Consider the following 20,410-nt stretch of genomic DNA (forward strand, 5'->3'; position numbering starts at 1 on the left):
CGTACCGGAAGGGCACCGGGACATGATTTCGTGAGCCCATGACTACGACGATCAGACTGCTCCTCGTCGACGACGACCCGTTGGTGCGGGCCGGGCTGTCCCTGATGCTGGGCGGCGCCGACGACGTCCGGATCGTCGGCGAGGCGGCCGACGGCGCCGAGGTCGAGGAACTCGTCGACCGGACACGGCCCGACGTCGTCCTGATGGACATCCGGATGCCCGCCGTGGACGGCCTCACCGCCACCGAACGCCTGCGCGCCCGCGCGGACGCGCCCCAGGTCGTCGTCCTCACCACCTTCCACGCCGACGAACAGGTCCTGCGCGCCCTGCGCGCGGGCGCCGCCGGATTCGTCCTCAAGGACACCCCGCCCGCCGAGATCCTCGACGCCGTCCGCAAGGTCGCGGCCGGCGACCCCGTCCTGTCGCCCGTCGTCACCCGCCAGCTGATGGCCCACGCCGCCGGCAGCGCCGCCGACACCCGCCACGCACGCGCGCGTACCCGCCTCGCCGCACTCGGCGACCGCGAACGGGACGTCGTCGTCCGCCTCGGCCGGGGCATGAGCAACGCCGAGATCGCCGGCGAGCTGTTCATGAGCGTCGCCACCGTCAAGTCCCACGTCTCCCGGATTCTCGCCAGACTCGGCCTCAACAACCGGGTCCAGATCGCCCTGCTCGCCTACGACGCCGGGCTGCTCGACGAAGAGGCGTAGCCCGGCGGGCACTTCGCGGCGCCGCCGTCCGTTGGAGGGGTGACGGGGTGACGGGAGGGGAATCGCATGGGTGACGTGGTCGATCTGTGGGGGTCGGGCGAGCGGGGTGTCGTCGACCTGACGCACCTCGGCGAGGAGTTCCGGCGCGACCCGCACCCGGTGTACGCGCGCCTGCGCGAGCGGGGTCCGGTGCACCGGGTACGGCTCGGCGGGGCGGACGGCGCCTGGGAGACCTGGCTGGTCGTCGGGTACGACGAGGCGCGCGCGGCGCTCGCCGACGGCAGGCTGGCCAAGGACCAGCGCGGCCTCGACGGCGACCGGGACGAGGCGGTGATCGGCCGTCATCTCCTCGGCACCGACCCGCCGGAGCACACCCGCCTGCGCTCCCTCGTCACCCGCGCGTTCACCGCGCGCCGCGTGCAGGCCCTCGCCCCGAGGGTCCAGGAGATCACCGACGGCCTCCTCGACGCGATGATCCCGCGCGGGCGCGCCGACCTCGTCGACGCGTTCTCCTTCCCGCTGCCCATCACCGTCATCTGCGAACTCCTCGGTGTCCCCGAGCTGGACCGCGCGGCGTTCCGCGAGATGTCCACCGAGGTCGTCGCGCCCAGCGCGCCCGGCGCGGGCCCGCAGGCGATCGTCCGCCTCGGCGGGTACCTGACCGAGCTGATCGAGGACAAGCGGTGCAGCCGCCCCACCGACGACCTGCTGAGCGACCTGATCCGCACCACCGCCGAGGACGGCGACCGGCTCTCCCCGGCCGAACTGCGCGGTATGGCCTTCCTGCTGCTCATCGCGGGCCACGAGACGACCGTCAACCTGATCACCAACGCGGTCCACACCCTCCTCACCCGCCCCGAGCACCTCGCCGCCCTGCGCGCCGACCCCGGCCTGCTGGACGGCGTGATCGAGGAGACGCTGCGCTGGGAGGGCCCGGTGGAGAACGCGACGTTCCGGTACGCCGCGCGCCCCCTGGAGATCGGCGGCGTCCCGATCGAACCGGGCGCCTCGGTGGTGATCGGCCTCGCCGCGCCCGACCGCGACCCCGCGCGCTTCCCCGACCCCGACCGCTTCGACCCCCGCCGCGACACCCGGGGTCACCTCGCCTTCGGCCACGGCATCCACTACTGCCTCGGCGCCCCGCTGGCCCGTCTGGAGGCCCGTACGGCGATCGCGTCCCTCCTGGACAGAGCCCCCGGCCTCACCCTCGACGGCCCGCCGGGGGAGTGGCTGCCCGGGATGCTGATCCGGGGGGTGCGGAGCCTGCCGGTGCGGTGGTGAGGGGTGCGCGGGGCCGGGAGGACCGGACGGGAAACCGGTCGGACGGTCTTCAAAGCTGACGCCTGCTCGCATTTATGCGCGCGCTTCGGACGGTCTCCTTCACGCGCGCGTCCCGGATGGTCCCCTTCACGCGCGCGTCCCCGGCGATCCCTCTCAGACGTGCGCCCCCGCGATCTCCGCCAGATGCACCGGTCTGCGCTCGCGCAGCGACAGATCGCACGCCTCCGCGACCCGCAGCGCCTGAAGCGCCTCACGGCCGTCACAGGGGTTCGCGCGCTCGCCCCGGACCACCTCGACGAACGCGATCAGTTCGGCCTCGTAGGAGGGCGCGAAACGCTCCAGGAAGCCGCTCCACGGCTTGTCCGCGGCGGGCGGCCCGGTCGGCTCGGTGGACGCGATCGGCGTACGGTCGTCCAGCCCGACGACGATCTGGTCCAGCTCGCCCGCCAGCTCCATCCGGACGTCGTACCCGGCGCCGTTCATCCGCGTCGCCGTGGCCGTCGCCAGCGTGCCGCCCTCCAGGGTCAGCACCGCCGCCGCGGTGTCGACGTCACCGGCCGCGCGGAACATCGGCGGCCCGGCGTCCGAGCCCGTGGCGTACACCTGCGTCACCTCCCGCCCGGTGACCCAGCGCAGCGCGTCGTAGTCGTGCATCAGGTCGTCCCGGAAGATCCCGCCGGACACCGGCAGCCAGTCGGCGGGCGGCGGGGTCTGGTCGGACGTCACCGTCCGCACCGTGTGCAGCCGCCCCAGACGGCCCGCGTGGACGGCCTCGCGGGCGCCCAGGTAGCCGGTGTCGAAGCGGCGCTGGAATCCCATCTGGAGGACCGTCCCGGCCGCCTCCACCTCGGCGAGCGCGTGCAGCGTGCCCGGCAGGTCGAGCGCGATCGGCTTCTCGCAGAAGACCGGCAGCCCGGCCCGCGCCGCCCGGCCGATCAGCTCGGCGTGCGCCGCCGTGGACGCGGTGATCACGACCGCGTCCACGCCCCAGCGGAAGATCTCGTCGACCCCGGGCGCCGCCGTCTCCCCGAGGCGCAGCGCCAGCTCCTGCGCCCGCGCGGGGTTCGCGTCCGTCAGGATCAAGGAGCCGACCTCGCGGTGCCGCCTCAGTGTGTTCGCATGAATCGTGCCGATGCGGCCCGTCCCGATGACGCCGATACGCATGAGGACAAAGTGCGGTGACGGGAGGTTCCCTGTCAATCCGCATGTCCGGACAATCTGACTGCGCACCTTTCCGTCCACGGACCCCGGGGCTACGCTCGGGCCGTGCCGAAACCAGAAGTGGACCCGACCGTGCAGCTCGAACTCCGCGTGGACAGAAGCTCCCCGGTGCCGTTGTACTTCCAGCTCTCCCAGCAGCTGGAGGCGGCCATCGAGCACGGCTCGCTCACCCCCGGCAGCCTCCTCGGCAACGAGATCGAACTCGCCGGGCGCCTCGGCCTGTCCCGCCCGACCGTCCGCCAGGCCATCCAGTCCCTCGTCGACAAGGGGCTCCTCGTACGCCGCCGGGGCGTCGGCACCCAGGTCGTGCACAGCCAGGTCAAGCGGCCCCTCGAACTGAGCAGCCTCTACGACGACCTGGAGTCGGCCGGCCAGCGCCCCGCGACGACCGTCCTGGTCAACACGGCCGTCCCGGCCACCGCCGAGATCGCCGCCGCGCTCGCCGTCGCCGAGGGCAGCGAGGTCCAGCGCGTCGAACGGCTGCGCCTCGCGCACGGCGAGCCGATGGCCTACCTCTGCAACCACCTGCCCGCAGGGCTCCTCGACCTCGACACCGGCCAGCTGGAGGCCACCGGCCTCTACCGGCTGATGCGCGCCGCCGGGATCACCCTGCACAGCGCCCGCCAGTCCATCGGCGCCCGCGCGGCGACCGCCCCCGAGGCCGAGCGCCTCGCCGAACCCGAGGGCGCCCCCCTGCTCACCATGCAGCGCACCACCTTCGACGACACCGGCCGCGCGGTCGAGTTCGGCGACCACATCTACCGCCCGACCCGCTACTCCTTCGAGTTCCAGCTCCTCGTACGCCCCTGAGGGGGCCGTGATCCGGGAGGCCCGCGCGGGACGGTCCGCGCGGGCCTTTTCGCGTCGCCCCGCGCGCGTGTCGGAGAGTCGAAAAGTCCCAATGTCCGGACAATGCGACCGAGTCGCGGTCCCCGGTCGCGCCCCGCGTGTGCCATGTGTTCGATACTGGGGCGTTTGCGTCCGGTGAGCGGTCACCCGGCGCGGACGTACGACAACGCACGGCAGGACAGCAAGAAGGGCACGGCCTCGTGGCACGGTTTCGGACCTGGGCAGGGATCGCGATGGCGGGGGCGCTCTGCGTGTCCCTCGCGGGATGCAGCAGCACCGGGGGCAAGCGCGCCGAGGACGCCCGCAAAGCCGCGTCCGCCCAGGGCAGGGCGGCGGTGGACACACCCCGCTGGACGTTCGCGATGATCACCCACTCCGGTGATGGGGACACCTTCTGGGACATCGTCCAGAACGGCGCGAAGCAGGCGGCCGTCAAGGACAACATCAACTTCCTGTACTCCCACGACGACGAGGCCCAGCAGCAGGCCCAGCTCGTCGACGCGGCCGTCGACAAGCGGGTCGACGGCATCATCGTCACCCTCGCCAAACCGGACGCCATGAAGGCCGCCGTCGCGCGCGCGGTGAAGGCCGGCATCCCCGTCGTCACCGTCAACTCCGGCTCCGCCGAGTCCGAGGCGTTCGGGGCGCTCACGCACATCGGGCAGGACGAGACCGTCGCCGGCGAGGCCGTCGGCGAGGAGCTGAACAAGCGCGGGAGGAAGAAGGCCGTCTGCGTCCTGCACGAACAGGGCAACGTCGGCCACGAACAGCGCTGCGCGGGCGTCGCCAAGACGTTCGCCGGGAGCATCCAGAACCTGTACGTCACCGGTACCAACATGCCCGACGTGCAGTCCTCCATCGAGGCCAAGCTCCAGGCCGACCCCTCGATCGACGCCGTCGTCACCCTCGGCGCGCCGTACGCCGACACCGCCGTCAAGGCGAAGCAGGGCGCCGGCAGCAAGGCCGAGATCGACACCTTCGACCTCAACGCCAAGGTCGCCGCGGGCCTCACGGACGGCTCCCTGGGCTTCGCCGTCGACCAGCAGCCCTACCTCCAGGGCTACGAGGCCGTCGACCTGCTGTGGCTCTACCGGTACAACGACGACGTCCTCGGCGGTGGCAAGCCCGTCCTGACCGGCCCCCAGATCGTCACCAAGGACCAGGCGGCCCGGCTCGCCCAGTACACCGAGCGGGGCACCCGATGACCGGCACGACCGACGAACGCCTGCTGGAGACCTCTCCGCTGCGCCGGCTCCTCGGCCGCCCCGAACTGGGCTCCGTGGTCGGCGCGGTCGCCGTGTTCCTGTTCTTCGCGGTGACCGCCGACAGCTTCCTGCGCGCCGCGAGCCTGTCGACCGTCCTGTACGCGTCCTCGACGATCGGCATCATGGCCGTCCCCGTCGCCCTGCTGATGATCGGCGGCGAGTTCGACCTGTCGGCGGGCGTCATGGTGACGTCGTCGGCATTGATCTCGTCCATGTTCAGCTACCAGATGACGGCCAACGTCTGGGTCGGCGTCGGGGTGTCCCTGCTGACGACGCTGGCGATCGGCGCCTTCAACGGGTACGTCCTCACCCGCACCGGCCTGCCGAGCTTCATCGTCACGCTCGGCACGTTCCTCATGTTGACCGGGTTGAATCTCGGCTTGACCAAGTTGATCGACGACACGGTGTCCACCAAGAGCATCGCGGACATGGAGGGGTTCCCCTCCGCCCACGACCTCTTCGCCTCCACCTTCACCATCGGCGGCGTCGACTTCAAGGTCACCATCCTGTGGTGGCTCGCCCTGGTCGCCCTCGCCTCCTGGATTCTGCTGCGCACCCGCGCGGGCAACTGGATCTTCGCCGTCGGCGGCAACCAGGACGCGGCCCGCGCGGTGGGCGTCCCGGTCGTCCGCACGAAGATCGGCCTCTACATGGGCGTCGCCCTCGGAGCGTGGATCTCCGGTCAGCACCTGCTGTTCAGCTACGACGTCGTCCAGTCCGGCGAGGGCGTCGGCAACGAGCTGATCTACATCATCGCGGCCGTCATCGGCGGCTGCCTCATCACCGGCGGCTACGGCAGCGCCGTCGGCTCGGCGGTCGGCGCGCTCATCTTCGGCATGACCAGCAAGGGCATCGTCTTCGCCGAGTGGAACCCCGACTGGTTCAAGTTCTTCCTCGGAGCGATGCTGCTCCTCGCGACCCTCCTCAACACGTGGGTCCGCAAGCGCGCGGAGGCGACCAAGTGACCCTCGTCGAACTGACCGACGTCAGCAAGCACTACGGCAACATCCGCGCCCTGGAGGGCGTCTCCCTCGCCGTCAACGCCGGCGAGATCACCTGCGTCCTCGGCGACAACGGCGCCGGCAAGTCAACATTGATCAAGATCATCGCGGGGTTGCATCAACATGACGGCGGCACGCTCGACATTGACGGCGAATCAACCCGCCTGACCTCCCCCCGCGACGCCCTCGACCGCGGCATCGCCACCGTCTACCAGGACCTCGCCGTCGTCGGCCTCATGCCGGTCTGGCGCAACTTCTTCCTCGGCTCCGAGCCCCGCGTCGGCAGGGGCCCCTTCAAACGCCTCGACGTCGACCTGATGCGCCGCACGACCCACGCGGAACTCCTCCGCATGGGCATCGACCTCCGCGACGTCGATCAACCCATCGGCACGTTGTCGGGCGGCGAACGTCAGTGTGTGGCCATCGCGAGGGCGGTCCACTTCGGCGCGAAGGTCCTGGTCCTGGACGAGCCCACAGCGGCGCTGGGCGTGAAGCAGTCGGGCGTGGTGTTGAAGTACGTGGCGGCGGCGCGGGACGAGGGCCTGGGCGTGGTCTTCATCACCCACAACCCGCATCACGCGTACATGGTGGGCGACAGATTCGTATTGCTGAAGCGCGGAACAATGGTCGGAAACCATGCTCGCGACGACATCAGCCTGGACGAACTGACCAGGCAAATGGCGGGCGGAACGGAGCTGGACGCTCTACGCCACGAGCTGCGACGGACCCAGGGGCGCGGGGAACTGCGCGAGTAACCACGAAGCACCCGCAGACGGCGATGCACGGAACCTCCCACCCCCTGCCCCGCTCGGCGTCACCACGCACCGTGCGGCAGAATCAAGCCCGATGAGCACCTACGGCACCTTCACCGCCCCCATCGGCTCCCGCCGAGCCCCGGTCCTGCGCACCGTCGGCACCCGTGAGCGCCGCTCCCACCTGACGGCCCCGCGCGTGCCGACGGTCGGCATCGACATCGGCGGCACCAAGGTCATGGCGGGCGTGGTCGACGCCGACGGCAACATCCTGGAGAAGCTCCGCACGGAGACCCCGGACAAGTCGAAGAGCCCGAAGGTCGTCGAGGACACGATCGTCGAACTCGTCCTCGACCTCTCCGACCGCCACGACGTCCACGCCGTCGGTATCGGCGCGGCCGGCTGGGTCGACGCGGACCGCAACCGCGTCCTGTTCGCCCCCCACCTGTCCTGGCGCAACGAACCCCTGCGCGACCGCCTCTCGGGCCGCCTCTCGGTCCCGGTCCTGGTCGACAACGACGCCAACACGGCCGCCTGGGCGGAGTGGCGGTTCGGCGCGGGCCGCGGCGAGGACCACCTCGTGATGATCACGCTGGGCACCGGCATCGGCGGCGCGATCCTGGAGGACGGCCAGGTCAAGCGCGGTAAGTACGGCGTGGCCGGCGAGTTCGGGCACATGCAGGTCGTCCCCGGCGGACACCGCTGCCCGTGCGGCAACCGCGGCTGCTGGGAGCAGTACAGCTCCGGCAACGCGCTCGTCCGGGAGGCCAAGGAACTCGCGGCGGCCGACTCGCCGGTCGCGTACGGGATCATCGAGCACGTCAAGGGCCAGATCGACGACATCACCGGTCCGATGATCACGGAGCTGGCCCGCGACGGCGACGCGATGTGCGTCGAACTGCTCCAGGACATCGGCCAGTGGCTCGGCGTCGGCATCGCCAACCTCGCCGCCGCCCTCGACCCGTCCTGCTTCGTCATCGGCGGCGGCGTGTCGGCCGCCGACGACCTTCTCATCGCCCCCGCGCGGGACGCGTTCAAACGCCAGCTCACCGGCCGCGGCTACCGCCCCGAGGCACGGATCGTGCGCGCCCAGCTCGGCCCCGAAGCCGGCATGGTGGGCGCCGCCGACCTGGCCCGGCTGGTGGCCCGCCGGTTCCGGCGCGCCAAGCGGCGCCGGGTCGAGCGGTACGAGCGCTACGAACGGTTCGCCGAGACCCGCCGTACGCAGGACACCGCGTGACCGCGGCGCTGCCCCGGCAGGCGGCGCCCCCGGACGAGCCGTCGCGGCCCCCGGAGGACCGGGGGCACGTCATCCGGCGCAGGGCGCTCACCCTGCTGATCATCGTGCTCCTGATCGGCGTGCCCGCCGGCTACCTGGTGATCTCCGCCGCGCAGAGCCGGGACAGCGGCAAGGACAAGGAGGCGAAGTACTCGGCGACCGGCCTCACCAAGGGCTGGCCGTCGAAGGTGCAGCGCCGCCTCTACCAGGTGCCCGTCCCGCACCCCTCGGTCAACGTCGCCTACTACGAGACCAACAACTGGCGCACCAGCCGCCTGTACGTGCAGTTCCAGACGACGAACGCCGGCCTGGACGAGTTCCTCGCCGACCTCGGGCTCACCCGCACCGACCTCGTCAAGGGCAGGATCGCCGTCAACGCGCGCGACCAGGGCATCACCGGCTGGACCTTCACCGGCCCCGGCGCCCGGCCCGGCGACACCTTCGGTCTGGTGAAGGAGCAGAAGAACCCCAAGCCGACCCTGGACGTCGTCGTGAACACCTGGAACACGGACAACCCGATCGTGTACGTCGTCTCGCGCACCAGCCCCTGAGGCCCGCGGGAAGCCGCCCCGGCCGGTCTCCGGGGCCGATTGTCAGACCCCGCCCGTAGAGTCGGAGACGAGCTGATCCGAGACACGGGCGGAGGTGGACGAAGCGCATGGACGAGCAGGCGGTGGAGGTGCCCTCCCGGCTGGCGGCCGTCTTCCTGCCCGCGCCCCTGCCCCGCGCGGGCCGCGTCGCCTTCTGGGACCCGCAGGACGCCCCCCTGCCCCCCGGCGCCGCGGCGGAACTGACGGTCGTCCGGCCGCACGGCGCGAGCGCCGCCCGCCGCCGGCAGGCCCCGGCGCTGTCGCTGCCCCTGGAGCGCGCCCTGCCGGTCCTCGTGCGCGCCCGCCGAGACCCCGCCGCCCACCCCGCCACGGCCTGCTGGGGCGCCGCCGCGCTCCACGCCCTGCGCCTCGTCGCACGCGGGCGCCTGCTGCCCGGCCTCACCCCCGCCGGGGACGACGCCTGGCGCGCGGGCCCGCTCGACCCCGACGACCTCGCCCACCTCCGCGCGATCGCGGCGGCGATGCCGTACGAGGCCCACGCGGTCCCGCTGCCCGGCCCCGGCCCGCTGCGCCTCCCCGACCCCGAACCCCTCGTCCGGGCCTTCCTGGACGCCGTAGCGGACACCCTCCCGCGCACCCCGGCCGCCCCGCACACCGTGGGCCGCCCCTTCGCCGACCACCGCCCCCAGCGCCTCCCCGGCGCCCGCGACTGGGCCGCGGAGGTCGCCGCCGGGCGGGACGCGGGCGTACGCATCTCCCTGCGCCTCGACCTTTCCGCGTCCGACGTCTTCGACGACAGCGAGGACGCCTCCCGCGCGGGAGCCGCGATCGTCCAGGTCCACAGCCTCGCCGACCCCACGCTCCTCACCGACGCCGCCGCCCTGTGGTCGGGCGCCGCCGAGGACGCGTTCGGCCCCCGCGCACGCGTGGACGCCGCCCTCGCCGTACGCCGCGCCGCGCGCGTCTGGCCCCCGCTGGCCCGCCTCACCGAACGGGACGCGCCGGACGCGCTGGCCCTCTCCGAGGAGGAGCTGACCGACCTGCTGGGCCGCGCGGGCGCCCGGCTCGCGCAGGCCGGGGTCGCCGTCCACTGGCCCCGCGACCTCGCCCAGGACCTCACCGCCACCGCCGTCGTCCGCTCCGCCCCCGGCTCCGCGACGGACGGCACGGGCTTCTTCGAGGGCGAGGAACTCCTCAAGTTCCACTGGCAGCTGGCGCTGGCCGGCGATCCGCTGACCGAGGCCGAGATGGACGCCCTGGCCGAGGCCCACCGCCCCGTCGTCCGGCTGCGCGACCGGTGGGTCGTCGTCGACCCGGAGCTGGTCCGCAAGGCCCGCAAGCGCGAACTCGGCCTCCTCGACCCGGTCGACGCCCTGTCCGTCGCCCTCACCGGCAGCGCCGAGATCGACGGCGAGCGCGTCGAGGCCGTCCCCGTGGGCGCGCTGGCCACCCTCCGCGACCGCCTCACGGCAGGCGTACGGCCCGCCGAACCGCCGTCCGGCCTCAAGGCCACCCTGCGCGACTACCAGCTCAAGGGCCTCGCCTGGCTCGACCTCATGACCTCCCTCGGCCTCGGCGGCTGCCTCGCGGACGACATGGGCCTCGGCAAGACCGTCACCCTCATCGCCCTGCACCTCAAGCGCGCCCGCCCCGAACCCACCCTCGTCGTCTGCCCCGCCTCCCTCCTCGGCAACTGGCAGCGCGAGATCGGCAAGTTCGCCCCCGGCACCCCCGTCCGCCGCTTCCACGGCCCGGAACGCACGCTGGACGGCCTCACCGGCGGATTCGTCCTCACCACCTACGGCACCCTGCGCTCCGCCGCCACCGCCCTCGCCGCACAGCCCTGGGGCATGGTCGTCGCCGACGAGGCACAGCACGTGAAGAACCCCCACTCCGCGACCGCCAAAGCCCTCAGGACGATCCCCGCGCCCGCGCGCGTGGCGCTCACCGGCACCCCCGTCGAGAACAACCTCTCCGAACTGTGGGCCCTCCTCGACTGGACCACCCCCGGACTCCTCGGCCCCCTCAAGGCGTTCCGCTCCCGGCACGCGCGCGCGGTGGAGAACGGCGAGGACGCCGAGGCCGTCGAACGCCTCGCCCGCCTGGTGCGGCCCTTCCTGCTGCGCCGCCGCAAGTCCGACCCCGGGATCGTCCCCGAACTCCCGCCCAAGACCGAGACCGACCACCCGGTGCCGCTCACCCGCGAACAGGCCGCGCTGTACGAGGCGGTCGTCCGGGAGTCGATGCTCGCCATCGAGACGTCGGACGGCATGGCCCGCCGGGGCCTCGTCCTCAAGCTCCTCGGCGCGCTCAAGCAGATCTGCGACCACCCCGCGCTGTACCTCAAGGGCGACGCCGGCGCCCCCGGCCGCTCCGGCAAGCTCGCCCTTCTCGACGAACTGCTCGACACCGTCCTCTCCGAGGACGGCTCCGCCCTCGTCTTCACCCAGTACGTCGGCATGGCCCGCCTCGTCACCGAGCATCTCGCCGCCCGCGCGGTCCCCGTCGAACTCCTCCACGGCGGGACACCCGTCCCCGAGCGCGAGCGCATGGTCGACCGGTTCCAGGACGGCGCCACGCCCGTGCTCGTGCTGTCGTTGAAGGCCGCCGGCACCGGTCTCAACCTCACGCGCGCGGGGCACGTGATCCACGTCGACCGGTGGTGGAACCCGGCGGTCGAGGAACAGGCCACCGACCGCGCGTACCGCATCGGCCAGACCCAGCCCGTCCAGGTCCACCGGCTCATCACCGAAGGCACCGTCGAGGACCGCATCGCCGAGATGCTGGAGAGCAAGCGGGCCCTCGCGGACTCGATCCTCGGCACCGGCGAGGCGGCCCTCACGGAACTCACCGACCGCGAGCTGTCCGACCTCGTGTCGCTGCGGAGGGAGGGGTGATGAGCGAGCCGGTGAACCTCGCGGAGGCCGTCCGGCGGGCGTTGCGGGAGGCCCGGGGCGTGCGGGAGGGCGAGGGTGTGGACGAGGGGGAGCAGGTGACGGGGAAGCGTCCGGCGCGGGCGGCTGCGGAGGGCGGCGCGGACCTGGATGCCGCGTCGGCCTCGGCGACGGCGGCCGGTGCGGGGTCTCCCGGCCGGGAGACCGAGGCCACCGACCCGCCCCCGCGCCCGGCCCGCCCCGGCGACGCCGCCCGAGCGGCCCTGCGCGAGGCACTGGCGGCGCGACGGGGGGCTCCGGGGCACGCCCCGGACACGGACGACTCCGGCCCCGCCGAGCGGACACCGGGACACGCCTCCACTCCTCACCGGAGCAACCCCGGACACGGGGCCGACTCCGACAGCACCACGCGCCTCGCCGGGGGAAACGGTTTCGGCGACGGGGCTGGTGCGGGCGGCGAGCTTGGCTTGAGGGGCGGGGTCGGCTCGGGGGGTGGGGTCGGCTCCCGTCGTGGGGTTGACTCGGCCGGTGCGGCCGGTGCGGGCGGTGCCATTCGTCTCGGCGGTGGAGTTGGCTCCGGTGGCGAGGTCCGCTCGGGTGACGGAGTCCGCGCCGGTGGTGCGGATGGTCCGGGTCGTGGGGCTGCTGCGGGTGGCGGGGCTGGCGCGGACGGCTTGGGGGGAGGGGCTGGCACGGGCAGTGCGGACGGCTTGGGCGGAAGGGGTGGCCCCGGTGGTGCGGACGGCCTGCCTGGTGGGGCCGGCCCCAGCGCTGGGGGACATGCCGCCGCCGTGCGGAGTGCTGCGGCGGGGGCGGCTTCCGCGAGCGCGGGCCGTGCTGTCGGTGCGGGTAGCTCGTGGGCGGGGGAGTCCTCCGGGACGCGCGAGGGTTCGGCCAACCCTGACGCGGGCCCCACCGTCGATGTCGGCCCCTCCACAGGGCCTGACGCGGGCTCCCCAGGAGAGCCCGGCCCCTCCGCGAAGCCCGCCGTCTCCGCCCCTAGGCCCGCCGACGGTGCCCGGGAGGCGTTGCGGGCGGCGCGGGCCAGGATGCGGGAGGAGAGCGAGGCGGCGGCTCAGAGTGGGCGCAAGCCGGGGCGGGTCGGGCCGGTACCGGGGAACCCGGTCACGGGCGAGCGGGTACGCGACCTGAAGACGTGGCTCGCGGGCGCGTTCCGGATGCCGCCGGAGGACGAGGACGAGGAGGGCCCGGAGACCGGTCGGGCGCCGGGAACGTCGTACGAGGTACCCGACGTGGACGACGTCGGCGAGCCCGAGGGCGACGGCCGTGCCGTGCCTGCGGTGGACGACTTCCTGGCCGAGGCGACCGGCGTGACCGACCCGCCCGCCGACTCCGTGCGGAGCGCGCCGGGCCCGGACCCGACCCCGCTCTCGGACCTGCTCGCGAACTGGGCCCAGCCCTCGGCAGCGCGCCGACCCCTGACCAGCCCCCGTACCCCTGAAGTACCCGATACCTCTGAAGCACCCCACACCCCGGAGGCGTCCCCTACCTCTCAAGTACCCCCTACCTCTGAAATGCCCCCGCCCCTCGAAGTACCCCACCCCTCACCCCCGGCCCACCCACCCCGACACACCCCCCTCACCGACCCCCCACCCCCCTCCGACCCCCACACCCCCCAGACCCCGTACATCCCCAGAACCATGGCCTCCCCCTCCCGGGACGGCGATCTCCGGCGTACCTTCCCCGCGCTCCCCTCCCAGGACGCCCCCTTCGCGCGGACGTGGTGGGGTGAGGCGTGGGTCTCGGCGCTGGAGGGCGGGGCGCTGGACGCGGGGCGGCTGCTGCGAGGGAAGGGGTACGCGGAGGGCGGCCGGGTCGACGCGATCACGGTGACCCCGGGTTCGGTGCTGGCGTACGTGCAGGGGAGCCGCCCGCGCCCGTACCGCGTGCAGGTGCGGCTGCGGACGTGGGAGGCGGCGGACTGGGAGAGCTTCCTCGACGCGGCGGTGGAACGTCCGGGACAGCTCGCCGCGCTGCTGGACAAGGAGGTCCCCCCGGCGCTGGCGGCGGACTGCGGGGTGCCCCTGCTGCCGATGGCGGGCGAACTGGAGCCGCAGTGCAGCTGCCCCGACCGAGGGCACCCCTGCAAGCACGCGGCAGCCCTCTGCTACCAGACCGCGCGCCTGCTGGACGCCGACCCGTTCGTCCTGCTCCTGCTGCGCGGCCGGGGCGAACGCGACCTGCTGGACACCCTGGCCCGCCGCAGCGCCGCGCACGCGGCCCGCACCGCGCAGGACCGGGAGACGGACGGCCTCCCGGGCGTCCGCGCCACCGAGGCCATCGCGCGCCGCGGCGGGCTCCCGCCCCTGCCCGCCCCGTCACCGCCGCCCCGGCATCCGGAGCAGCCCCCGGCGTACCCGTCCGTCCCCGACGGCCCGGACGCCTTCGCGCTGGACCAGCTGGCCACCGACGCCGCCGCCCGCGCGCACGCCCTGCTCACGACCGGCGAGGACACGATCGGCGGGCTGACGCTCTGGCAGGACGCCGTCCGGCTGGCCGCCGCCCGCCCCGGCTCCGGCCTCACCGCCACGACCCGCGCCCTGTACTCCTCCCTCGCCGCCGCCACCGGCCGCACCTCGGGCGACCTGGCCCGCGCGGTCGCCGCCTGGCGCCAGGGCGGTATCGACGGGCTCGCCGTCCTGGAGGACCCCTGGGACCCGCCCGCCGGCCGCTTCGACCGGGCCCGCCCCCTCCTCCTGTCGACCGGCCACCCCGCCTTCCGCCCCTGGCGCAACCACCTCACCCACCCCGCCGGCCACCTCCAACTCCGGTACGGCCAGGACGGCCTGTGGTACGCGTACGAGTCCGAACCGGGCGACGAGAACTGGTGGCCCCGGGGCGAGCCCGCCTACGACCCGATCGACGCCCTCATGACGGCGAACCCACCGGAAGACCTGTGACCGGAGGCCGACTCCGTCTCCCCCACCAGTACCTCCGGCGTACTACGGGTACTACGCGTATTACGGGACGTACCCCACCCCCCTGCCCCGCCGATCCCCGTGAAGACCCTGTGCCGGTTCGGTCCGTGTCGTGCGGTGATCCGGCGAGGGAGCGGGCGGAGTTGGAGGGGGTCGTGGGCCGGACGGTGCGCGGGGCGGTTAGCGTGGAGCGGTGAGTGAGACGAAGACCCCCACCCCCGCGACCGCGCTCCCGGGTCTGGCGGCGGCCGTGCTGCCCGGCGTCGCGGTCAACGCGCTGCCCGTCGCCGCGCCCGCGCCCCCGCCGGCGGCCGGACAGGTGACGCCCACCCTCCAGTACCGCTTCGACGGGCCGGACGACGCCCCGGTGCTCATCCTGGGGCCCTCGCTCGGCACCACATGGCACATGTGGGACCGGCAGATTCCCGAACTCACCAAGCAGTGGCGGGTGTTCAGGTTCGACCTGCCCGGCCACGGCGGCGCCCCCGCCTACCCGGCCGGTTCGGTCGCCGATCTGACCGCCCGTCTGCTGGCCACCCTGGACGCGCTCGGCGTGCAGCGCTTCGGCTTCGCGGGCTGCGCGCTCGCCGGGGCCGTCGGCGTCGAACTCGCCCTGCGCCACCCCGAGCGGCTCGCGTCGCTCGCGCTGATCGCCTCCTCGCCCCGGTTCGGCACGGCCGACGAGTTCCGCCAGCGCGGGGTCATCGTCCGCACCAACGGCCTCGACCCGATCGCCCGCACCTCCCCGGACCGCTGGTTCACGGCCGGGTTCGCCGCCGCGCAGCCCGCGATCACCGACTGGGCCGTCCAGATGGTCCGCACCACCGACCCCGGCTGCTACATCGCCTCCTGCGAGGCGCTCGCCTCCTTCGACGTCCGGCACGAACTCGGCATGGTCGGCGTCCCGACGCTCGTCCTCGTCGGCTCCGACGACCAGGTCACCGGCCCCGCCGAGGCGCGCACGCTGGTCGCCGGGATACCGGACGCGCGCCTCGCCGTCGTACCCGGCGCCTCGCATCTCGTGCCGGTCGAGCAGCCGGCCGCCGTCACCGATCTGCTGGTGCGGCACTTCTCGACGGCCTGGCAGCCCGGCTACGAGACCGGGCAGACGGCCGTCCCGGGGATACCCGTAGTACTTCCGCCGCAGCCCGCCCCGATCGCGGAGATCGCCCCGGCGCCGCCCGTGGCGACCGACCAGGTGATGGGCCGCCCGGACCCGTACGACTCAGGTCTGAAGGTCCGCCGCGAGGTGCTCGGCGACGCGCATGTCGACCGCGCGCTCTCCCAGGCCGACGACTTCTCCGGGGACTTCCAGGAGTTCATCACCCGGTACGCGTGGGGCGAGGTCTGGGACCGTCCCGGCCTCGACCGGCGCGCCCGCAGCTGCGTCACCCTGACCGCCCTCGTCGCGGGCGGCCACCTCGACGAACTCGCCTTCCACACGCGCGCGGCCCTGCGCAACGGGCTCACTCCGGACGAGATCAAGGAGGTCCTCCTGCACGCCGCCGTCTACTGCGGGGTGCCGGCGGCCAACAGCGCGTTCCGGGTGGCCCAGCAGATCATCCGGGAGGAGACGACGCCGCAGGAGTGAGCGATGCAGGATGGACCCATGACGAAGTCCATCCAGCTCACCAAGAAGTCGCACGCCTGTGTCCGTCTGGAGAAGGACGGCCGCACCCTCGTCCTGGACCCGGGCGTGTTCAGCGAGGCGGACGCGGCCGTCGGCGCGGACGCGGTCCTGATCACGCACGAGCACCCGGACCACTTCAGCGAGGAACGTCTGAGGGCCGCCCTGGAGGCGAACCCGGAGACGGAGATCTGGACCCTGCGCGCGGTCGCCGAGCAGCTCACGGCGGCCTTCCCGGGACGCGTGCACACCGTCGGCCACGGCGACACGTTCACCGCGGCCGGTTTCGACGTCCAGGTCCACGGCGAGCTGCACGCCGTCATCCACCCCGACCTCCCGCGCATCACGAACGTCGGCTACCTCATCGACGACGGCCGCGTCTTCCACCCCGGCGACGCCCTCACCGTCCCCGACCACGCAGTGGAGACGCTGATGCTCCCGGTGATGGCGCCCTGGAGCAAGATCTCCGAGGTGATCGACTACGTCCGCGAGGTGAAGCCCACGCGCGCGTACGACATCCACGACGCCCTCCTGACCGACCTCGCCCGCCCGATCTACGACAACCAGATCGGCGCGCTGGGCGGCGCGGAGCACGGCAGGCTGGCGCCCGGGGAGAGCACCTCGCTGTGAGTGTCAGTGGCGGCCGGTAGGTTGTGAGGCATGCGCATCGCTACCTGGAACGTCAACTCGATCACCGCCCGCCTGCCGAGGCTCCTGGCCTGGCTGGAGTCCAGCGGCACGGACGTGCTGTGCCTCCAGGAGGCCAAGCTCGCCGAGGAGCAGTTCCCGTTCGAGGCGCTGCGCGAGGCCGGGTACGAGGCCGCGGTGAACGCGACGGGCCGGTGGAACGGCGTGGCGGTGCTCTCCCGGGTCGGCCTGGAGGACGTCGTCAAGGGCCTGCCCGGCGGCCCGGAGTACGACGGCGCCGAGGAGCCCCGCGCGCTGTCGGCGACCTGCGGGCCGGTGCGCGTCTGGTCGGTGTACGTGCCCAACGGGCGCGAGGTCGACCACGCGCACTACGCGTACAAGCTCCAGTGGTTCGAGGCGCTGAAGGCGGCCGTCACGGGCGACGCGGCGGGCGGGCGTCCCTTCGCCGTCCTGGGCGACTACAACGTGGCTCCGACGGACGACGACGTCTACGACCCGGCGGTCTTCGAGGGCCTCACCCACGTCACCCCCGCTGAGCGCGCCGCCCTCGCGGCCCTGCGCGGGACGGGCCTCACGGACGTCGTCCCCCGACCCCTCAAGTACGACCACCCGTACACCTACTGGGACTACCGCCAGCTCGCCTTCCCCAAGAACCGCGGCATGCGCATCGACCTGGTCTACGGCAACGAACCCTTCGCGAAGGCCGTCAAGGACGCGTACGTGGACCGCGACGAGCGCAAGGGCAAGGGCGCCTCGGACCACGCGCCGGTGGTCGTCGACCTGGAGGTGTAGCGGGGTAGGCCCTGGGAGGGACGTACGCGGCCGGGCTGTATCCGGCGGCCGTGTCCGGCCGGGACGCGCCTCGGGAGGGACGTACGCCGACGCCCTCCCGGCCCTCACCTCCGCGTCACCCTCCCGCCGCCCCGCGCAGCTTTGTCACGTCCACCGCCGCCGCCAGCGCCGCGTACCCCGCGTCCGACGGATGCAGCCGGTCCCCGCTGTCGTACGCGGGGAGCAGCCGGGACGGGTCGGCGGGGTCGCGCAGGGCCGCGTCGAAGTCGAGGACGGCGTCGAAGGTGTCGCCGTCCCGGAGCCATTCGTTGACCTCCTCCCGGGCCTCCCGTACCTCCGGGGTACATCTCCGGTCCCCCGCGCACGGCAGCAGCGTCGCGCCCAGGACCCGTATCCCACGCTCCCGGGCCCGCTCGGCGATCTCCCGCAGCCCGTCGGTCACGTCGTCGGCCGAGCCGCCCCGGAGCAGGTCGTTGATCCCCTCGAAGACGACCAGCGTCCGCACCGACGGCCGCGAGAACACGTCCCGTTCCAGCCGCGCGAGCGCCGACACCCCCGACGCGACGGGCGAGACCCCGTTCCCGGAGTAGCCGTCGGCGGCCACCCGGTTCCCCGCGATCCCGGCGTTCAGCACGCCGTACACCGGTACCGCCCGCTGCCGCCGCAGCCGCGCCGCGAGGGCGTCCGGCCATCTCCGGTTGGCGTCCGTCGTCGACAGGTACCCGTCGGTGATCGAGTCCCCCAGCAGGACCACGCTCCCGGGCCCGCCCGCCACGTCCACCCCGGCCAGCAGCGGCCACCCGGTGATCTCCGAGGCGTACGACGCCCCCGCGCGGTCCGCCGTGTGATCGCCCGGCGCGCTGACGTACGACCGCTGCGAGGCGAACCGGTGCGTGGGCAGCGCGGTCACCGTGTCCGGCAGATGGAAGCTCACGGCCAGGTCGGCCCCCGCCGGTACGTCGAGGTCCAGCGGAGCGCTGACGGCCTGCGCCCCGGCGGGGATCTCGACCCCGGCCGACCCCCCGAAGACCACCGGCACGGGCACACCCGCCACGGCCGCCCCCGATCCCGCACCCGCCCCCGATCCCGCTCCCGCGACCGCTCCCGCGACCGCCCTCGCCCGCAGCGCCACCGTCGCCGCCCCGATGCGCACCGGCGTCCCCGCGAACGTGTTGTCGAACCGCAGCCGCAGCCGGGAGCCGCCGACGGAGGTGTGGACGATCAGCCGCAGGGTGCGGTCGGTCCAGGGGCCCTGGGCGGGGAGCCCGGAGTGCGCGGTGGCCCAAGTGCCGGTCCACACCTGGGGGTTCGTGCGGACGCCGAGGGCGAAGACATGGAGCCCGGAGGCGACCGGGAGGCGTACGGAGGTGACGGTGCGGGCCGGGGAGAGGGGGACCGTCACGGCGTACACGCGCGCGCGTGCGGTGCGGCGTCCGGCGGGGGTGTTGACGTGCGGGAGGGCGAGCGCCTTCGTCGCGAGGGAGCCCCGGCGCCAGTCGGGGGCCGAGAGGCTGTAGGGGGCACGGGTGCCGTCCCCGTAGGTGATCTCCCCCTTGCCCCGCACGGTGCGTCCGGCCGTGCCCGTGACGAGGAAGGTGAGGGCGTCGCCCCGGCCGGACAGGAGGACCCGCTGGCCGTCGGCGACGACGTTGTCCGGGTGGCCGGGGGCGGTCGCGGGCCAGGTCAGACGGGTGCCGTGGACCGTGAGGGCGCGGCCGGGGGTCCAGCCCGCCGCGGCCAGCGCCGAGGCCGGCAGGGAGGCGCCCCGGCCGTCGAGGTCCGCGCCGGACGGACGGTCGTCGGCGCTGATGCCCCGGTTGTCGAAGTGGCTCTCCAGGGGTACGGGAGGGGCGCTCGGGGCGCGTGCACCGGCGCGTGCCGCCGACTGGGACGCCAGCAGCAGGATCGCGATCAGCGGGAAAGCCCAGGCCCCTCGGCGCACGTATCTCCTTCTCGCACGGTCCGATGATCGTACCGGGGCGGCGGGCGAGGGTGTCCGCGCGCCTGTGGTGCGTACGCCGGTGCGAATGCCACGCTGGGCGTATGAACATCCCTTTTCTGGGCAACAGGCACAAGAGGGCGGCGGGTGCGCTGCTCGACGCCGACCCCGAGGGCGTGGCCGAGCTGCTGTCCGAGTGTGAACTCCTGCGCTCCCAGGCGGGGGAGGCGGGCGTCCGGCTCGACGACACGGCCGACTCCCTGGCGGCGCTGGACCAGTTGCTGCCGCGCTGGCGCGACGACGAGGAGACGCTGCCCTGGCTCGGCAACGACGCGGGGCTCTACCTCGGCACGGTGATCGTGCGGACCGTCGAGGGCGCCGGGTGGGCGTTCTGGCCGGGCGGTGAACCCGTCGTACGGCTGGGCTCCGGGCGGGAGTTCGACGTCGTGACGGCCGGCCGGGAGTGGGCGGTCAGCGGGGTGCCGGAGCTGTCGCAGTGGTACGCGGAGGTCGCCGAGGTCTGACGGGGTGTCCGGGGTGACGCCGCCCCGGAGAGAGAGGTTAAATACGGCTTATGCCCGAAAAGTGCGTGTCGCGTGTCAAGTCCCGTCCGCTCTCGATAGTTTGCGGCAACCACGACACACGGCTGAGAGCGAGTAGGG

Annotated in this window: 16 protein-coding genes; 14 read left to right on the top strand and 2 right to left on the bottom strand. The window is 73.6% G+C overall.

All coding sequences use genetic code 11. The features are described 5' to 3' along the window. Positions 1–38: 38 nt before the first annotated feature. Positions 39–710, top strand: a complete 672-nt coding sequence (locus ABZX85_RS06410; RefSeq protein WP_355862988.1) for a response regulator transcription factor — start codon at positions 39–41, stop codon at positions 708–710. Between the two features lie 66 nt (positions 711–776). Continuing rightward, positions 777–1,991, top strand: a complete 1,215-nt coding sequence (locus tag ABZX85_RS06415; RefSeq protein ID WP_355862990.1) for a cytochrome P450 — start codon at positions 777–779, stop codon at positions 1,989–1,991. 153 nt (positions 1,992–2,144) lie between these two features. Here ABZX85_RS06415 and ABZX85_RS06420 read toward each other — a convergent pair whose 3' ends face one another. After that, complete coding sequence (locus ABZX85_RS06420) at positions 2,145–3,155, bottom strand: Gfo/Idh/MocA family oxidoreductase (RefSeq protein ID WP_355862992.1); 1,011 nt, start codon at positions 3,153–3,155, stop codon at positions 2,145–2,147. A gap of 129 nt (positions 3,156–3,284) precedes the next feature. Between ABZX85_RS06420 and ABZX85_RS06425 the strand changes: the two genes are divergently transcribed. From ABZX85_RS06425 to ABZX85_RS06475, 11 genes are all read left to right on the top strand, one after another. After that, positions 3,285–4,022: a GntR family transcriptional regulator gene (locus ABZX85_RS06425; RefSeq protein ID WP_355863108.1), complete on the top strand. Its 738-nt coding sequence runs from the start codon at positions 3,285–3,287 to the stop codon at positions 4,020–4,022. 239 nt (positions 4,023–4,261) lie between these two features. Next, positions 4,262–5,266, top strand: a complete 1,005-nt coding sequence (locus tag ABZX85_RS06430) for a sugar ABC transporter substrate-binding protein (RefSeq protein WP_355862994.1) — start codon at positions 4,262–4,264, stop codon at positions 5,264–5,266. After that, positions 5,263–6,291 carry an ABC transporter permease gene (locus ABZX85_RS06435; RefSeq protein ID WP_355862996.1) on the top strand — a complete coding sequence of 343 codons (1,029 nt, stop codon included), beginning with the start codon at positions 5,263–5,265 and terminating at the stop codon, positions 6,289–6,291. The genes ABZX85_RS06430 and ABZX85_RS06435 overlap by 4 nt, the downstream gene beginning before the upstream one ends. Further along, positions 6,288–7,082: an ATP-binding cassette domain-containing protein gene (locus ABZX85_RS06440; protein ID WP_355862998.1), complete on the top strand. Its 795-nt coding sequence runs from the start codon at positions 6,288–6,290 to the stop codon at positions 7,080–7,082. The genes ABZX85_RS06435 and ABZX85_RS06440 overlap by 4 nt, the downstream gene beginning before the upstream one ends. A gap of 91 nt (positions 7,083–7,173) precedes the next feature. Continuing rightward, a complete protein-coding gene (locus ABZX85_RS06445) occupies positions 7,174–8,319 on the top strand; it encodes an ROK family glucokinase (protein ID WP_355863000.1) in 1,146 nt (381 codons plus the stop codon). Continuing rightward, positions 8,316–8,909 (top strand): sugar kinase, encoded by a 594-nt coding sequence (locus ABZX85_RS06450; protein ID WP_355863002.1) that lies wholly within the window; start codon positions 8,316–8,318, stop codon positions 8,907–8,909. Before ABZX85_RS06445 ends, ABZX85_RS06450 begins: the two co-directional genes overlap by 4 nt. Before the next feature lie 107 nt (positions 8,910–9,016). Beyond that, positions 9,017–11,806, top strand: coding sequence for an SNF2-related protein (locus ABZX85_RS06455; protein ID WP_355863004.1), 2,790 nt, complete (start codon positions 9,017–9,019; stop codon positions 11,804–11,806). A gap of 788 nt (positions 11,807–12,594) precedes the next feature. Further along, positions 12,595–14,724, top strand: coding sequence for an SWIM zinc finger family protein (locus ABZX85_RS06460; RefSeq protein ID WP_355863006.1), 2,130 nt, complete (start codon positions 12,595–12,597; stop codon positions 14,722–14,724). A gap of 337 nt (positions 14,725–15,061) precedes the next feature. Continuing rightward, positions 15,062–16,333: a 4-carboxymuconolactone decarboxylase gene (gene pcaC / locus ABZX85_RS06465; RefSeq protein WP_355863110.1), complete on the top strand. Its 1,272-nt coding sequence runs from the start codon at positions 15,062–15,064 to the stop codon at positions 16,331–16,333. Positions 16,334–16,363: 30 nt separating this feature from the next. Beyond that, complete coding sequence (locus tag ABZX85_RS06470; protein ID WP_355863112.1) at positions 16,364–16,999, top strand: MBL fold metallo-hydrolase; 636 nt, start codon at positions 16,364–16,366, stop codon at positions 16,997–16,999. Between the two features lie 30 nt (positions 17,000–17,029). Further along, complete coding sequence (locus ABZX85_RS06475) at positions 17,030–17,809, top strand: exodeoxyribonuclease III (protein WP_355863008.1); 780 nt, start codon at positions 17,030–17,032, stop codon at positions 17,807–17,809. 115 nt (positions 17,810–17,924) lie between these two features. On the opposite strand, the gene ABZX85_RS06480 is transcribed toward ABZX85_RS06475, so the two are convergent. After that, complete coding sequence (locus ABZX85_RS06480; protein ID WP_355863010.1) at positions 17,925–19,751, bottom strand: SGNH/GDSL hydrolase family protein; 1,827 nt, start codon at positions 19,749–19,751, stop codon at positions 17,925–17,927. A gap of 101 nt (positions 19,752–19,852) precedes the next feature. On the opposite strand from ABZX85_RS06480, the gene ABZX85_RS06485 reads away from it, so the two are divergent. Beyond that, positions 19,853–20,272 (top strand): DUF6278 family protein, encoded by a 420-nt coding sequence (locus ABZX85_RS06485; RefSeq protein WP_355863012.1) that lies wholly within the window; start codon positions 19,853–19,855, stop codon positions 20,270–20,272. The last annotated feature ends 138 nt before the right edge of the window (positions 20,273–20,410 follow it).

The sequence above is a fragment of the Streptomyces sp. NPDC004539 genome, from assembly GCF_040610055.1.
Lineage (GTDB): Bacteria > Actinomycetota > Actinomycetes > Streptomycetales > Streptomycetaceae > Streptomyces.

What these genes read in the sequence shown, in the direction of transcription:
- ABZX85_RS06420 (WP_355862992.1), bottom strand. Translation starts at nt 3,155, where the DNA reads ATGCGTATCGGCGTCATCGGGACGGGCCGCATCGGCACGATTCATGCG.
- ABZX85_RS06435 (WP_355862996.1), top strand. Translation starts at nt 5,263, where the DNA reads ATGACCGGCACGACCGACGAACGCCTGCTGGAGACCTCTCCGCTGCGC.
- ABZX85_RS06445 (WP_355863000.1), top strand. Translation starts at nt 7,174, where the DNA reads ATGAGCACCTACGGCACCTTCACCGCCCCCATCGGCTCCCGCCGAGCC.
- ABZX85_RS06455 (WP_355863004.1), top strand. Translation starts at nt 9,017, where the DNA reads ATGGACGAGCAGGCGGTGGAGGTGCCCTCCCGGCTGGCGGCCGTCTTC.
- ABZX85_RS06410 (WP_355862988.1), top strand. Translation starts at nt 39, where the DNA reads ATGACTACGACGATCAGACTGCTCCTCGTCGACGACGACCCGTTGGTG.
- ABZX85_RS06475 (WP_355863008.1), top strand. Translation starts at nt 17,030, where the DNA reads ATGCGCATCGCTACCTGGAACGTCAACTCGATCACCGCCCGCCTGCCG.
- ABZX85_RS06415 (WP_355862990.1), top strand. Translation starts at nt 777, where the DNA reads ATGGGTGACGTGGTCGATCTGTGGGGGTCGGGCGAGCGGGGTGTCGTC.
- ABZX85_RS06485 (WP_355863012.1), top strand. Translation starts at nt 19,853, where the DNA reads ATGAACATCCCTTTTCTGGGCAACAGGCACAAGAGGGCGGCGGGTGCG.